Origin of the sequence: Dyella sp., assembly GCF_035685805.1 — a bacterium.
In the GTDB taxonomy this organism is placed as follows: Bacteria; Pseudomonadota; Gammaproteobacteria; order Xanthomonadales; family Rhodanobacteraceae; genus Dyella_A.
Genome location: NZ_DASSAB010000015.1, coordinates 24748 through 39941, shown reverse-complemented (window position 1 = coordinate 39941; position 15194 = coordinate 24748). Strand labels below are relative to the sequence as shown.

The following is a 15194-nucleotide window of genomic DNA, read 5'->3' as shown; positions in this document are numbered from 1 at the left end:
GGGTTTTGACTCAGGCCAAGGAGGCCCTTGCGTTCTCAACGGTCAGAACTCGCTCGAACTTCGACAGCGGCTCCTTAACCCGGTTAACCACCAACTTTTCATAGGCGCTTTTTCTCAACCTTTGCTTTGCCACTATTTTCTCTGGTTTGCCATGAGCAATCGCATTCCTGAAGGTCAGTAGAGTTTGTAGCTGCTGCCAAGGCGCCTCACCCTTATCGTAATCAATACCAAGCGCAGTGCAGATTAGCCTTATTTTTGCCCACGCTGCAAATCTGCTCAAAATCCTTCCAGCCAGGCAAAACCCGATAACCGATTGCGTTACAAAGGGCCTCAACTGCGAGAGCGCTCATCACCATTGCGGTTAGAACGTGGAACTCCCGCCCTCTAACAACGGCCCTTTGTGCCTCCATGACGGACGCACTAGCTGCACGCAATAGTAGATGGTGAGCTGAAAAATAACGCTCTTCTGTTACCTCAACCTCGAGCTCAGTTTCGATCAAGTCCATATCAAACCACCCTCCTTCAGCCGGGAAATGACCTGACCTTTCCGACGCCGGCCGGTTAAGCTGCCACTATGCTAGCGCTGCTTTAGAAGTCCGTTGGCTATAGCGGGCTCCAATATCTTACTGACACCTCTGGCCGCTTCACCCAGAATTTCAACCCTGTACTTCGCCCTCGTGATGGCCACATACAGGCGATTGTGGGCCGAATAGTTCAAGAAGTGGCGGGCAGCGTCAGCCTCTGCGCCCTGAACCGGAGGAACTCTACCGTCGTCAACTCCAACTAAAACCACAGCGCCAAACTCAAGTCCGCCAACGTAATCCGCGTGCCCGACGACGTACATACCCCCGGCTACAGCTTGGTCGATGGCCTGTACGTCGCCGCGCCTCGCCAGAATCTTTACCGGACGCTTCAATCCGCTAGCATATTCAGACAGCCGACCTAGCAAGGCGTCGTCAAGCGTGCAGATAAGCACATCGGCTCGCCGTATGCTGAGCTCCGCCTGTAACGCGTCGGCCCTCTGGAACGCCAGCTCAATTAGAGCCTCCTCGTTTGGGGCCTCCGAGTACATAGGCGGTTGCGCCAAGCTCTCCTCAGCAGTAGTAAATGCCGAGCTTGCGTTCACCATCGGGTTTTCAAAGTTAGTAAACAGAGTTGCACCCGAAGAGACGACGCAAAACGCGAGATCGACGATTTCGGGAGATGAGCGGAATATGGTACCCACCTTGACGCTTTCGCCTTCCCCCGGGCTTGCATCCATATTCGCGATCGCCGCCGGATTAGCTACCGCATTCTCCATTTCCTGGGTGGTCCAGCCGGGATCACCTACGGCTTGGGATTTGTCGATCGAGTAGATTATTGGGAATTGGCTATCGCCGCGGGTGAAATAGTGAAACAAATGCAGCTCATTGATATTGAACAAATGAGTCTCGTCAATAAAAATGGCATCGAAGCCCTCCTTACTCCTCCGCCTCTTCCATATCGGTGTATCCAACTGACCAATAGCAGTTAATACGACGTCGTCTGTATCAAACTGCCCACCAATAGCAAGCTTGTCCCTGTAGCGTTTAAACACAGCGAACGCGAAGGCCTTGTCGGCCGATGTTTGCGCAGGAAGCCCATAACGAATACACCTAGCGTCGCGGTAAATCTCAAACCTTTCTGCGGCCCGCCCCTTTATAAGCACGCTGATTTCGTGTTGAAAAATCTGCGACAGATTCCAGCTCGACTCCGTCTTCATAAGCTCAACAAATTCAGGCGTCATGAAGCGCGAGTGGGCGGGTAAGTCCTTATCTATCGCCTCTTCAATCGCCTCTGCAATATACAAGCGCTGCAGCCCCTTTGACTCCATTGCATCTCGGTCTATGAACTCTGACTCACTAATAGCATGGCGCAATTTTTCCGCGCACAACTGTGTCAATGTGGTAACCGTAAGGGACTGCTGGCTTAAACCAAGAATGCGATTTTGATAATCTTTCTCTGCATCAATGACAGACAACACCTCGGAAATCGAGGCTCTCGTCGCGTCACTATGAGTTATAAATACGATATTTCGTTGAACACCTTCATCTTCCGCTTGTCTCAGTGCCGCTACTGCCTTCAATACGAGACTTAGAGTCTTGCCCGTGCCGGCCGCACCTTCAATCCGGTGTGGTCCAGCCAATGGGCTGAGAACAAAGTCCGACTGCTGTTTCGTTAGAGCCGGCATCCACTCATTGAATGACCTGAACAACGAGCCGACCCCAGACCGTAGACCGCGCGAAAGATCAGTAACTTGTAGCTGGGCTTCACTTTCGCGCTCTACCGATCGAGAACGGACTGCTTCTTGTTGGAGCACACTCTCATAGCTCTCGATCACCTTCTTGAAATTGGTGTTCTCCGGCTCCTCACCTGCTGAGTCACCACCGGAATAACCAGCCTTATATACCAAAAGAAAGCGCCCGGACAGGCCTCTTTTGCCAAGCCTTTCTTTCCACGGCTCGCGTTCTATTACCGCGCGATAAGGTTGAGGTTGGTATCGAAATGGAAAGACCACAGCCTTAGACGTTCCGGAAATGATCTTTTCCGCGTAGGTCAATCCCTGGCCGCCAGCCCACCACTTACGAGCAAAACGCATAATTTTCTGGAAGGCAAACAACGAATCCGAATCGCTAAGGCCGAGAAACATTTTCGACTGCTCAAGATCCAGAACAATAAACCGTGCGGAATTTCGTTCGGATTCAGCAGAAACTACGAACACTCCGCCCGCCTCTTGGTAGGTGCGGAGAGGGCCAATTTGTTCGGGAACGACACGCCCCTTTAGAAACGCCGCCAGCTCATTACCGAAGCCGAAATCGGTCGATTGGAACGACCTGCCGGAGACCATTTCTTCGACTGCCTTATCGTCCCACGCGATGAACTTGGTCATTGGACCTCCGGGTTGGCGAACCTGTCTATATGGGCGGGGTCGGTATTGGGCAGCCCGATTCTTCCGAATAACAACGAAAAGGCCTGGAGGAGATGTTCAACGTGAGGCGAGGGAATAACACCTAGAGGGATAGCGACGTCATCGGATGAGGAGTATCGGAAGAAGCTCTCGTAGCGCGGCGACCTTGCTTCCGCGTCGACCTTTCGCATCCCTTCAGGAAGGGCACCTGCTAAGTCATGAGGCATTGCACCGATCTGACGCAGCAGGACCACGTAGCAAGAATCGGACTCGTCTGGTTCCATGCGACAGAGGTAGTAATAACCACTGAGGCGATGCGTCATCAATTCGCGTACAGCGCCAGAGTATGTTTTTGGAAAGGTGGTCCGTAGAGATTCTGCAGTTCCAGAGTGCGCCTCCCGCCACTTACCGACCACCTTATCTTTACGAGCTATGAATTGCCGTTGCTTCTTCTCGTCCAAAAGAGCGACAAGCGTCTCCAATGCTGTCTCGACGGGCGTCCCGAGCAGGACCGTTTTCGGAGCACCGAGGTCGAACAGTAGCTTTTCGACTTCTGCGTCTGCCTCCGCTATACAGCGCGACTGAATTACCCCAAGCCCGTCATTCGTGAGCCAGTCTTCCAACTTTACAATCGGCAAATAATTCAATATCGGCGCCTTGAAGTTGGCCAAATCACATCTGGCCGTAATCACAACGCCCCAGCCCATGCTGCGGGGATAGCCGTCAACCGCACAACAGGAAAAAATAGTTCCCTGTTCGAGCCGCCCTTTAGTCGGATTTCCGAGTTTCAATGGCGTGCGTCCTACATATTCCGCCGATACTCCCCACCCACCTCATACAACGCGTGGCTAATCTGCCCCAACGAGTTGTACTTCACCGCCTCGACCAACTGCTCGAACACATTCCTACGCTCCCGCGCCGTCTGCTGCAACCGTTTCAGGCTCTCCGGCGCCAGCGCATTCCGCGCCTCACCATAGCCCTTCACGTTGGCAATTTGCGCGCCCTTTTCTTCTTCCGTCGAGCGGATGAGCTCGATCTCAGTGGCGATCTCGCCGCCGTGGTCCTTCGGCAGAAACGTATTCACCCCGATCAGCGGCAGCGACCCATCATGCTTCTTGTGCTCGTAGTACATCGACTCTTCCTGGATCTTGCCGCGCTGGTACATGGTGTCCATGGCGCCGAGCACGCCGCCGCGCTCGCTGATTGATTCGAACTCCTTGTAGACGGCTTCTTCGACGATGTCGGTGAGCTCTTCGACGATGAAGCTGCCCTGCCAGGGGTTCTCGTTGAAATTTAGGCCGAGTTCCTTGTTGATGATCATCTGGATCGCCACGGCGCGGCGCACGCTCTCTTCGGTGGGCGTCGTGATGGCCTCGTCGTAGGCGTTGGTGTGCAGGGAGTTGCAGTTGTCGAACAGCGCGTACAGCGCCTGCAACGTGGTGCGGATGTCGTTGAACTGGATCTCCTGCGCATGCAGGGACCGGCCGGAGGTCTGGATGTGGTACTTCATCATCTGGCTGCGGGCGCTGGCGCCGTAGCGCTCGCGCATGGCGCGGGCCCAGATGCGGCGGGCGACGCGGCCGATCACGGTGTACTCCGGGTCCATGCCGTTGGAGAAGAAGAACGATAGGTTGGGCGCGAAGTCGTCGATGTTCATCCCGCGCGCGAGGTAGTACTCGACGATGGTGAAGCCGTTGCTCAGCGTAAAGGCGAGCTGGCTGATCGGGTTCGCGCCGGCCTCGGCGATGTGATAGCCGGAGATCGACACCGAGTAGAAGTTGCGCACCTTGTGGTCGACGAAGTACTGCTGGATGTCGCCCATCATGCGCAGCGCGAACTCGGTGGAGAAGATGCAGGTGTTCTGCGCCTGGTCCTCTTTCAGGATGTCCGCCTGCACGGTGCCGCGCACGGCCGCCAGCGTCTCGGCCTTGATCTTCGCGTAGGTGTCGGCGTCCACCAGCTGGTTGCCGGTGACGCCGAGCAGGCCGAGGCCCAGGCCGTCGTTGCCGGCCGGTAATTCACCGGCGTAGCGCGGGCGCTCGCGGCCTTCGAACAGCTTGGCGATTTTCTTTTCCGCCTCGGCCCAGCGCGCGGCGTCGGCCTTGAGGTACTTCTCCACGTTCTGGTCGATCGCGGTGTTCATGAACATCGCGAGGATGATCGGCGCCGGGCCGTTGATGGTCATGGAGACCGAGCTGGTGGGCGCGGACAGGTCGAAGCCGGAGTACAGCTTCTTCATGTCGTCGAGCGTGGCGATGTTGACGCCGGAGTTGCCGATCTTGCCGTAGATGTCCGGGCGCGGGGCCGGGTCTTCGCCGTACAGGGTGACGGAGTCGAACGCGGTGGACAGGCGCGTGGCGGCGCCGCCCTGGCTGAGGTAATGGAACCGTCGGTTGGTGCGCTCGGGCGTGCCTTCGCCGGCGAACATGCGGGTGGGGTCTTCGCCGCTGCGGCGGTACGGGTACACGCCGCCGGTGTAGGGGTAGTGGCCGGGCAGGTTCTCCTTGCCCAGGAACAGCAGCTGGTCGCCCCAGCTGCGGGTCTTGGGCGGCGACACCTTGGGGATCTTCTGGTGGCTGAGCGACTCGCGGTAGTTCTCCACGCGGATGGTCTTGCCGCGCACCTGGTACTCGTTGACCTCGGCGGTGACCGAATCGCGCAGGGCGGGCCAGTTGCGCAGGAGTTCCAGGGATTCCTTGCTCAGCTCGCCGAGCGCGGCGTTGTAGCGCTGGCGCAGCAGCAGCAGCGAGCGGTCGGCGCCCTCGCCTGCCTGCAGCGCGTCGCTGGCGTAGAGATCCAGCGGCTTGGGCAGCAGCTCGTCACCCAGTTCTTTCAGCGCCTCGTAGCAGTGCTGCGCCTTGCTGGCCTGCTCGGTCTGCCTGGCGATGGAGGCGTTGATGCCGCGGCCCTGCTCGGCGATCTCGGCGAGGTAGCGCACGCGGTTGCCGGGGATCAGCACGGTGGCGCGCGGCTCCTTCAGCGAGGTGTCCAGCTGCGGCGTCCACTGGGCGCCTTCCAGCGAGAGCTTCTCGCGCATCAGGCGGCACAGGTTGGAGAACATCCAGGTGACGCCGGGATCGTTGAACTGGCTGGCGATGGTCGGGTAGACCGGCACCTCCTCGTCCTTCAGCGCAAAGGCGGTGCGGTTGCGCTTCCACTGCTTGCGCACATCGCGCAGGGCGTCTTCGGCGCCGCGCTTGTCGTACTTGTTGAGCACCACGAGCTCGGCGAAGTCGATCATGTCGATCTTCTCCAGCTGGCTGGCGGCGCCGTATTCGCTGGTCATCACGTAGACCGGGAAGTCGACCAGGTCGACGATTTCCGAATCGCTCTGGCCGATGCCGGCGGTTTCGACGATCACCAGGTCGTAGGGCTGGCTCTTGAGGAAGTCGATGCAGTCGTGCAGCACCACGCTGGTGGCCGCGTGCTGGCGGCGCGTGGCCATCGAGCGCCTGTAGACGCGGTGCGAGCGCAGCGAGTTCATGCGGATGCGGTCGCCCAGCAGCGCGCCACCGGAGCGGCGGCGGGTCGGGTCCACCGCCAGCACGGCAATACGCATCTCGGGGAAGGCCTGCAGGAAGCGCAGCAGCAGTTCGTCCACCACGCTGGACTTGCCGGCGCCGCCGGTGCCGGTAAGGCCGAGCACCGGAGTCTGCTTGCCAGCAAGCTGCCACTCCTTGCGCAGGCGGCTGAGGTCGGCCTCGGACAGGCCGCCCTCCTCGATCGCCGAGAGCATGTGGCCGATGCTGATCTCGTTGTCGATGTGCACGTTGGGCACGCCGGCAGCGTGACCACGCGCGTGCTCGCTGGCGGCCTTGCCGGCGCGGGCCATCACGTCTTCGATCATCTCGGTGAGGCCGAGCTTCATGCCGTCGTTGGGGTGGTAGATGCGCTCCACGCCGTAGGCCTGCAGCTCCTTGATCTCCTCCGGCGTGATGGTGCCGCCACCGCCGCCGAACACGCGGATGTGGCCGGCGCCGCGCTCCTTGAGCATGTCCACCATGTACTTGAAGTATTCGACATGGCCGCCCTGGTAGGACGACAGCGCGATGGCGTCCGCGTCTTCCTGCAGTGCGGCGCGCACCACGTCTTCCACCGAGCGGTTGTGGCCGAGGTGGATCACTTCGGCGCCTTGCGCCTGGATGATCCGGCGCATGATGTTGATCGCCGCATCGTGGCCGTCGAACAGGCTGGCGGCGGTGACGAAGCGCAGCGGGGTGGACTCGTGCGGGGTGTGCGCGTGCTGCGAATCGCTGGCGGGAACGTGCTTGGCGGGCGAACTCATGGCAACTCCAGACGGCTGTGCTTGAACCGCCCAATTCTAGAGGGGTTCGCGTGCAGGCGCTTGCCGCGGCGCACGTACCACGGCGTACGGAGGTGCAACGGCACGCGCTGCAAAGCCACGCCGGCTGCGGTCGCTGCCCTGCGATGAGACGTGGTGCTAGAGGTCGTGCGCCAGATTGACGCTGCCGATCACCCGCTCGCCCACCGCCTCGCCGCGGGCGAACGCGAGCGCGGCGGCGATCACCGCCGGCTCCGACAACACGCGGCGATGGCCGAGGCCTTGCGTGGTGAGCAGGCGGGCACCGCGCCAGCACACGGCATAGCGCTCGCCTTCCGCCCACGGCACGTCGGCGTCGTCCAGGTCGTGCACGATCAGCGCCGGCTGGCCGAGCGCGGGCAGATGGCGGCGCAGGTCCAGCGCGTCCACGCTGACGCCGGTGCGCCCTTGGAGCCAGGCGTAGAACGGCGCCCGCAGATGCTCGCCCACCCGCACCAGGCGAAAGAACCGACCGACCGCGGCGCGCATGTCCACCGGCGGCGCCACCAGCACCAGTTTGTTCGCGTGCCACTGCTCGCCCTGCGCCAGCGCCAGCGCGGCGGCGCCGAGCGAATGACCCACCGCGAGGGCGGCCGGGCCGTAATGGCGGCCGACGGCGAGCACGGTGTCGACGAATTCCGGCAGCGTGCTGTAGCGACCGCTGCTGTGACCGTGGCCGGGCTGGTCGAATGCCACCACTGCGTATCCCTGCGCCTGCAGCTCGCGCACCCACGGCAGGAAACGCAGGCCGAAGCTGGACCAGCCGTGCGACATCAGCACGTACGGCTGGGTGGCCGCATCGCCCCAGGTGTAGGTGGCGACGGTTTCGCTCGCCACGCGCAGGCTGCCGCGGCGCATGCCGGCATCGCCGGGCTCGGCACGGGCACGCGCGCGGCTGCTGGCGAACGGCGTGGCGAACAGGCGCGCAGCGCGCACGGCGGTGCGCTGCGGCATCACGCGGCCGCCGAGCACGAAGCCCGCGCGCACCAGCGACAACATCAGGCGGGCGGTGGCGCCGCTGCGCGGCAACACGGTGGGAGCGTGGTTCATCGGTGCGTCCTCAGGCTTGCCAGCTGCGCCACAGGCGCTCGAAGGCGGCATCGGCCCGCGCGCTGGCGGGAGCGAAACCGAACAGGCCCGCGTCGTGGTGCAGGCCGAGAATGAGCGCGTAGATCTCGAAGGCGATCTGCTGCGGGTCGGCATCGGCGCGCAGGTGGCCGGCCTCGATCGCATAACCGGCCGCCTTGGCCAGGGCCTCGCGCCACTGCGATTGCTGGCGCACCACGCCGTCGCGCAGCGCGCCGTCGCGGCCGTCGTACTCGCTCACCGCCGACAGCAGCACGCAGCCGTTCTGGTGCGCGCAGGCCCACTCGAACCAGCGCCGCACGATCGCCCGCAGGCGCGGCAGGCCGCGCGGCTCGCGCAGGGCCGGCTGCATCACCTGGCTGGCAAAACGCCGGGCGCCGGCATCAAGCACGGCCAGTTGCAGATCTTCGCGCGAGCCGAAGTGGGCGAACACGCCGCTCTTGGACATGCCGACATCGGCCGCGAGGTGACCGATGGACAAGCCTTCCAGGCCGTCGCGGGTGGCCAGCGCGTAGGCGTGCTCGAGGATCAGGTTGCGCGTGAGCGCGCTTTTGCGGGGAGGGCTGGTGACAGGCATGGGGCGGAAAATAGCACGACCGTTCGTTCTTTTTCCACACCCTTCCACGCGGCGGCAACGGCGGGCGCGGCTATGCTCTGGCGCATCGTTCACCAAGGAGGATCTCCATGCGCATCGCCCTGCTCGCCGCGGCACTGGCCGCCACTGTCCTCGCCGGCTGCGCCACCTCGCCCACCGGCCGCTCGCAGTTGATGATCGTGTCGGACAGCCAGATGAGCCAGATGGGCATCAGCGCGTTCAACGACTTGCGCAAGCAGGGCAAGTTCGTTGACGCGCCGCGCCAGCGCGCCTACGCCACCTGCGTAGCCAATGCGCTGATCGCGGTGCTGCCGCCGCCGTGGAACGCCAACCAGTGGGAGGTGCAGATCGTCGACGACGACAGCGCCAACGCGTTCGCCCTGCCCGGCGGGCGCATCGGCGTGAACCAGGGCATGTTCAAGGTCGCCAGCAACCAGGACCAGCTCGCGGTGGTGCTGGGTCACGAGCTGTCGCACGTGGTGTCGCGCCACGGCGCCGAGCGCGTGTCGGACAACTACGCCGCCCAGGCGGCGGTGGCGGCCGGCACCATCTACGCCGGCACCCGCGGCACCGACGCCGGCTACGCGGCCGCTGCGCTGGGGCTGGGCGCCGAGGTCGGCATCCTGCTGCCGTTCTCGCGCACCCAGGAGAGCGAGGCCGACACGCTGGGCCAGCGCTACATGGCGCAGGCCGGGTTTGATCCGCGTGCGGCGGTGGCGCTGTGGCAGAAGATGGACGCCAAGGGCGGCGCGAAGCCGCCGGTGTTCCTGTCTACCCACCCGGCGCCCGGCAACCGCGCGCAAACGCTCGAGCGCCAGGCGCAGCAGCTGATGCCGCTGTACCAGCAGGCGCAGGCCAACGGCCACAAGCCGCATTGCTCGCTTTGAGTTCGCGATGAGTCCGCGGGCGCGGCGCCGCGTTTGCCCACCGGCAACTGAACCGGCCGGCGCGGTGGGGTCAACAGGCCTCGCCTTGCGCCGTTTTCCTGACGCGTCCGCAGGCTCGCGGCGCCCCAAGGAGATCCGCATGACTCGCATCGTTCCCAAGCTCACCCTGCTCGCCGGCGTGGCGCTGGCCCTGGCCGGCCTCGGCGGCGCGCGGCCGGCCGCCGCCGCACAGGTATCGGTTGGCGTGGAAGTGGGCGTGCCACCGCCGGCACCGCGGTACGTGCGCGTGCCGCCACCCCGGGTGGGCTACGTGTGGGCGCCCGGCTACTGGCGCTGGAACCCGGGCGCGCATCGGCACGTCTGGGTGGGCGGCTACTGGGTGCGCGCGCGTCCGGGCTACCGCTACGTGCCCGAGCGCTGGGAGCACCGCGGCCGGCACTGGCACTTGGCGCGCGGCCACTGGGTGCGATGAGCAGCGTGCTGCGGCGCGTCAGCAAGCGGTCGGGGGAAGTACTAAACTGCCGGCCCCAATCAAAGCCCCAGCCCCCGCTGGGGCTTTGATTTTCAAGCTTTTACGACATCTTCACCGCAAGCCTTGCCGCATGCCGCGGCGCTGTCCCACACCGCGCGGACGCCCTCCCCGGCACCGCCAAACCTGGAGTCACCGCTCGAATGATCTTTGAAACCATCGCCAACACCGGCCACGAAGAAGTCGTGTTCTGCCAGAACAAGGACGCCGGCCTGAAGGCCATCGTCGCGATCCACAACACGGTGCTGGGCCCGTCGCTGGGCGGCCTGCGCATGTGGCCCTACAAGACCGAGCAGGAGGCGATCAACGACGTGCTGCGCCTGTCGCGCGGCATGACGTACAAGAACGCGGTGGCCGGCCTGAACCTGGGCGGCGGCAAGGCAGTGATCATCGGTGACCCGAGCAAGGACAAGTCCGAGGCGCTGTTCCGCGCGTTCGGCCGCTTCGTCAACTCGTTGAACGGCCGCTACATCACCGCCGAGGACGTCGGCATCGACGTCAACGACATGGAGTACGTGTTCCGCGAGACCGAGTACGTGACCGGCGTGCACCAGGTGCACGGCGGCTCGGGCGACCCGTCGCCGTTCACCGCCTACGGCACGCTGCAGGGCCTGATGGCCGCGCTGCAGTTCAAGCACGGCAACGAGGACGTGGGCAAGTACAGCTACGCCGTGCAGGGCGCCGGCCACGTCGGCATGGAGTTCATCAAGCTGCTGCGCGAGCAGGGCGCCAAGGTGTTCGTCACCGACATCAACAAGGAGCTGGTGCAGCGCTGCGTCGACGAGCTGGGCTGCGAGGCGGTGGGCCTGGACGAGATCTACGACGTGGAAGCAGACGTCTATTCGCCGTGCGCGCTGGGCGGCACCGTCAACGACCAGACCATCGACCGCATCAAGGCCAAGATCATCTGCGGCGCGGCCAACAACCAGCTTGCCACCGACGCGATTGGCGACGAGCTGACCCGTCGCGGCGTGCTGTATGCGCCGGACTACGCGGTGAACGCCGGCGGCGTGATGAACATCTCGCTGGAGATCGACGGCTACAACCGCGAGCGCGCGATGCGCATGATGCGGCAGATCTACTACAACCTGGGCCGCATCTTCGAGATCAGCAAGACCGAGGGCGTGCCGACCTACCTGGCGGCCGATCGCCTCGCCGAGGAGCGCATCGCGCTGATCGGCAAGATCAAGCTGCCGCACATGGGCAACGGCGGCACCCGCTTCCAGGGCCGCATGCGCGGTCAGTAAGGTTCGCCCCGAGTGATCGCAGGAAACGCCGGCCCTGAGCCGGCGTTTCCTTTTCCGCTGCGGTGGTCCGCCCGCCGCGTCGTATGCTGTTGCGATGCAACAAGTCCTCGACCCCGCGCTGTATTGGCGACGTATCCGCGGCTCCGATCGCTTCGGCGAATGCCTGCGCGTGCTGCTGGCGATGGGCGGCATCGTCGGCTATTGCTTGGTCGCTGGCGCGGTGGCCGCGGTGATCCCGGCGCTGCTCGGCGCGATCGCCTGTGCGCTGGCCGAAACCGAAGAGCACTGGCGTACCCGGCTCGGCACCGTGCTGGTCACGCTCGCCTGCTTCGCGGCGATGGCGCTGGCGGTGGAATGGCTGCTGCCGTGGCCGTGGGCATTCGTGCTGGCGCTGCCGGTGATGAGTTTCGTGCTGGTGATGCTCGGCGCGATCAGCGGGCGCTACGCCACCATCGCCGGCGCGACGCTGATCCTCGCGGTGTACACCATGATCGGCGTGGATGCCGCGCGCGGCAGCGGCGCGGCGGGCCTGCTGCACGAGACGCTGCGACTGCTTGCCGGCGCGGCGTGGTACGGCCTGCTGTCGCTGCTGTGGAGTGCGGTGGCGCCGCAGCAGGCGCTGCGCCTGGCGCTGGCGCGACTGTTCGACGCGCTGGCGGCTTACCTCGAGGCCCGGGCGGCGCTGTTCGCGCCAGTGCACGGCGTGGATCGGGAGGCCCTGCAGCTGGCCGTCGCCACGGGCAATGCGCGGGTAGTGCAGGCACTCAACGACACGCGCCTGCTGCTGATCGATCGCATCGGATCGCGCCGGCCGCGGGGCGACACCGCTGCGCGGTTGCAGCTGTATTTTATGGCGCAGGACATCCACGAGCGGGTGAGCTCGGCGCATTACCCGTACGACGCGCTGGCGCAGGCGCTGTTCCATAGCGACGTGCTGTTTCGCTGCGAGCACCTGCTGCGCCTGCAGGCGGCGCAGTGCCATACGCGGGCCGACGCGCTGCGGCTGGATGCACCGCCCGCGCCGGCGGGTGGGGCCGCGCACGCGGCCGCGCAAGATCTGCAAGAGGCGCTGGCGCGCACCGCGCAATCCACGCCGCTGCCGGAGCACCTGCTGAACGCCGTGCGGGCGCTGGTGCGCAACCTGGGCGCGATCCAGGCGCTGCTGGACCAGAACACGCCGGCGCTCGCGCCGCCGCAAGAACAGGACAACCTGCTGCAGGATCCGACACCGCAGACACCGGGTGAGGCGTGGCAGCGCGTGCGTATCCAGCTGACGCCGGGCTCCCTGCATTTTCGTCATGCGCTGCGCCTGTCGCTGGCGCTGGCCGCCGGCTACGCGATCATCGCGCTGGCGCACCCCCAGCACGGGTACTGGATTTTGCTGACCACGCTGCTGGTATCCCAGCCCAGCTACGGCGCCACGCGGCGCCTGCTGTGGCAGCGTATCGCCGGCACCGTGCTCGGGCTGATGGCTGGCTGGGCCAGCCTGCAGCTGGTGCCCGACGGCGCCCTGCAGATGCTGCTCGTCGTGCTGACCGGGGTGGGCTTCTTCGCCGCGCGACAGCGAAGGTACACGCTGGCGACGGCGTTCATCACGCTGTTCGTGCTGCTGTGCTTCAACCAGATCGGCAGCGGCTATGCCGTGATGTGGGCCCGCCTGCTGGACACGCTTGTCGGCGCGGCGCTGGCGGCGCTGGCCATCCACCTGGTGCTGCCGGAATGGCGTGGCCGCCGGCTCGATACGGTGCTGGCCGAGGCGGTGCGCGCCGATGCGGCGTACCTGGCGCAGATCATCGGCCAGTACGCCAGCGGCCGCCGCGACGACCTGCCTTATCGCATCGCGCGGCGCGACGCGCACAACGCCATGGCCGCATTGGGCGCGTTGATCGCCGGCATGCTGCGCGAACCGTCGCGGGCGCCGCGTGACCGGGAGCGACTGCTGCGATCCCTGATGGCGGCGCACGCACTGCTCGGGCACCTGTCTTCGCTGGGCGTGCATCGCCGGCAGATCACCGATCCGGCCGCGCGGGACGCGGTGACGCATGCCGGTAGCGGAATGCACGAACGGCTGGATCATCTGGCCGACCGCCTGGCGGATGCCGGCGCTCGCGCGTTGGCACCCGACGAGGCCCACGCCGCGGCGGCAAAGGCCGACGAGACGCTGGTCGACGAGACGCCGACCGACGACCAACGGAGCGACGGTGCGCCGGCCAGCGATGAGCTGGCGCGGCTGGTGCTCGGGCAGCTCATGCTGATGCGCGATACGCATGACCGGCTGACCGCGCTGGCGCGGGAACCGGCGGCGAGCTGAGCGGCCACGCGGTACACGTTGTGCGACGCGCCAAGGCCACGCCAGGCCGGCGCGTTACCATTGACCGGCTTTGAACCTTAAGGAGTTGCACCGCATGCGTCCGTTCCCCCTCGGCGAAGACATCGACCTGCTGCGTGAAACCGTGCACGCGTTTGCGGAGAAGGAGATCGCCCCGCGCGCCGACCAGGTGGACCGCAACAACGCGTTCCCCTCCGACCTGTGGCGCAAGTTCGGCGAGCTGGGCCTGCTCGGCATCACCATTCCGGTGGAGTACGGCGGCAGCGGCATGGGCTTTCTGGCGCACACGGTGGCGATGGAGGAGATCTCCCGCGCGTCCGGGTCGGTGGGGCTGTCCTATGGCGCGCACTCCAACCTCGCCGTGCAGAACATCTTCCACAACGGCAACGAGGCGCAGCGCCAGAAGTACATCCCCAAGCTGTGCTCGGGCGAGTACGTAGGCGCGCTGGCGATGAGCGAGCCGGGCGCCGGCTCCGACGTGGTCGGCTCGATGAGCTGCCGCGCCGAGTTGAAGGGCGACGTGTGGGTCGCCAACGGCACCAAGATGTGGATCACCAACGGCCCCGACGCCGACGTGCTGCTGGTGTACATGCGCACCGCGCCGCGCGCTGCCGGCAGCCGCTGCATGACCGCCTTCATCATCGAGAAGGGCATGAAGGGGTTCACCACGGCGCAGAAGCTCGACAAGCTCGGCATGCGCGGCTCGAACACCTGCGAGCTGGTGTTCGAGGATTGCGAGATCCCGGCCGAGAACATCGTCGGCGAAGTCAACGAAGGTGTGCGCGTGCTGATGAGCGGCCTGGACACCGAGCGGCTGGTGCTCTCCGGCGGCCCGCTCGGCCTGATGCAGGCGGCGCTGGATCTCACCCTGCCCTACGTGCGCGAGCGCAAGCAGTTCAACGCGCCGATCGGCACCTTCGGCATGATGCAGGCGAAGGTGGCCGACATGTACACGGCGCTGCAGTCCTCGCGCGGCTTTGCCTACATGGTGGCGCAGCAGCTCGATGCCGGGCACAAGTCGCGCATCGATCCGGCCGCCTGCCTGCTCAATGCCTCGTCCAATGCGGTGAAGGTGGCGCTGGAGGCGATCCAGGCGCTGGGCGGCAACGGCTACATCAACGAGTACCCGGCCGGCCGCCTGCTGCGCGATGCCAAGCTGTACGAGATCGGTGCCGGCACCAACGAGATCCGCCGCATGCTGATCGGACGCGAGCTGTTTCACGGCAAGAGCTGATCCGCTTCGCCACCGATGCTCGAATGAAAACGGCCCGCGC

Annotated in this window: 11 protein-coding genes; 5 read left to right on the top strand and 6 right to left on the bottom strand. The window is 64.8% G+C overall.

From position 1 onward, the window contains the following. Window positions 1–10: 10 nt before the first annotated feature. The 6 genes from VFG40_RS03335 to VFG40_RS03310 form a co-directional block, all read right to left on the bottom strand. Entirely contained in the window at window positions 11–280 is a 270-nt protein-coding gene (locus VFG40_RS03335; protein WP_324894884.1) for a hypothetical protein, read from the bottom strand. A 297-nt stretch (window positions 281–577) separates the two neighbouring features. Next, window positions 578–2908, bottom strand: coding sequence for a UvrD-helicase domain-containing protein (locus VFG40_RS03330; RefSeq protein WP_324894881.1), 2331 nt, complete (start codon window positions 2906–2908; stop codon window positions 578–580). Beyond that, window positions 2905–3717, bottom strand: a complete 813-nt coding sequence (locus VFG40_RS03325; RefSeq protein ID WP_324894879.1) for a hypothetical protein — start codon at window positions 3715–3717, stop codon at window positions 2905–2907. The genes VFG40_RS03330 and VFG40_RS03325 overlap by 4 nt, the downstream gene beginning before the upstream one ends. Before the next feature lie 11 nt (window positions 3718–3728). Next, complete coding sequence (locus tag VFG40_RS03320; protein ID WP_324894877.1) at window positions 3729–7211, bottom strand: methylmalonyl-CoA mutase family protein; 3483 nt, start codon at window positions 7209–7211, stop codon at window positions 3729–3731. Between the two features lie 156 nt (window positions 7212–7367). Then, entirely contained in the window at window positions 7368–8297 is a 930-nt protein-coding gene (locus VFG40_RS03315; protein WP_324894875.1) for an alpha/beta hydrolase, read from the bottom strand. A gap of 10 nt (window positions 8298–8307) precedes the next feature. Then, the gene (locus tag VFG40_RS03310) at window positions 8308–8910 is read right to left on the bottom strand and encodes a TetR/AcrR family transcriptional regulator (RefSeq protein ID WP_324894873.1); all 603 of its coding nucleotides are present in this window, start codon (window positions 8908–8910) and stop codon (window positions 8308–8310) included. A 107-nt stretch (window positions 8911–9017) separates the two neighbouring features. Between VFG40_RS03310 and VFG40_RS03305 the strand changes: the two genes are divergently transcribed. The 5 genes from VFG40_RS03305 (at window position 9018) to VFG40_RS03285 (ending at window position 15154) form a co-directional block, all read left to right on the top strand. Continuing rightward, on the top strand, window positions 9018–9815 hold the full coding sequence (locus VFG40_RS03305; RefSeq protein ID WP_324894871.1) for a M48 family metallopeptidase: 798 nt from the start codon (window positions 9018–9020) through the stop codon (window positions 9813–9815). A 139-nt stretch (window positions 9816–9954) separates the two neighbouring features. Further along, window positions 9955–10287 carry a hypothetical protein gene (locus tag VFG40_RS03300; protein ID WP_324894868.1) on the top strand — a complete coding sequence of 111 codons (333 nt, stop codon included), beginning with the start codon at window positions 9955–9957 and terminating at the stop codon, window positions 10285–10287. Window positions 10288–10487: 200 nt separating this feature from the next. Further along, complete coding sequence (locus tag VFG40_RS03295; protein ID WP_324894866.1) at window positions 10488–11591, top strand: Glu/Leu/Phe/Val dehydrogenase dimerization domain-containing protein; 1104 nt, start codon at window positions 10488–10490, stop codon at window positions 11589–11591. 94 nt (window positions 11592–11685) lie between these two features. Next, on the top strand, window positions 11686–13902 hold the full coding sequence (gene yccS / locus VFG40_RS03290) for a YccS family putative transporter (protein WP_324894864.1): 2217 nt from the start codon (window positions 11686–11688) through the stop codon (window positions 13900–13902). Window positions 13903–13996: 94 nt separating this feature from the next. Continuing rightward, complete coding sequence (locus VFG40_RS03285) at window positions 13997–15154, top strand: isovaleryl-CoA dehydrogenase (protein WP_324894862.1); 1158 nt, start codon at window positions 13997–13999, stop codon at window positions 15152–15154. The last annotated feature ends 40 nt before the right edge of the window (window positions 15155–15194 follow it).

Coding starts and splice junctions, on each gene's coding strand:
- VFG40_RS03310 (WP_324894873.1), bottom strand. CDS start 8,910: ATGCCTGTCACCAGCCCTCCCCGCAAAAGCGCGCTCACGCGCAACCTG.
- VFG40_RS03320 (WP_324894877.1), bottom strand. CDS start 7,211: ATGAGTTCGCCCGCCAAGCACGTTCCCGCCAGCGATTCGCAGCACGCG.
- VFG40_RS03315 (WP_324894875.1), bottom strand. CDS start 8,297: ATGAACCACGCTCCCACCGTGTTGCCGCGCAGCGGCGCCACCGCCCGC.
- VFG40_RS03300 (WP_324894868.1), top strand. CDS start 9,955: ATGACTCGCATCGTTCCCAAGCTCACCCTGCTCGCCGGCGTGGCGCTG.
- VFG40_RS03295 (WP_324894866.1), top strand. CDS start 10,488: ATGATCTTTGAAACCATCGCCAACACCGGCCACGAAGAAGTCGTGTTC.
- VFG40_RS03330 (WP_324894881.1), bottom strand. CDS start 2,908: ATGACCAAGTTCATCGCGTGGGACGATAAGGCAGTCGAAGAAATGGTC.
- VFG40_RS03305 (WP_324894871.1), top strand. CDS start 9,018: ATGCGCATCGCCCTGCTCGCCGCGGCACTGGCCGCCACTGTCCTCGCC.
- yccS (WP_324894864.1), top strand. CDS start 11,686: ATGCAACAAGTCCTCGACCCCGCGCTGTATTGGCGACGTATCCGCGGC.
- VFG40_RS03285 (WP_324894862.1), top strand. CDS start 13,997: ATGCGTCCGTTCCCCCTCGGCGAAGACATCGACCTGCTGCGTGAAACC.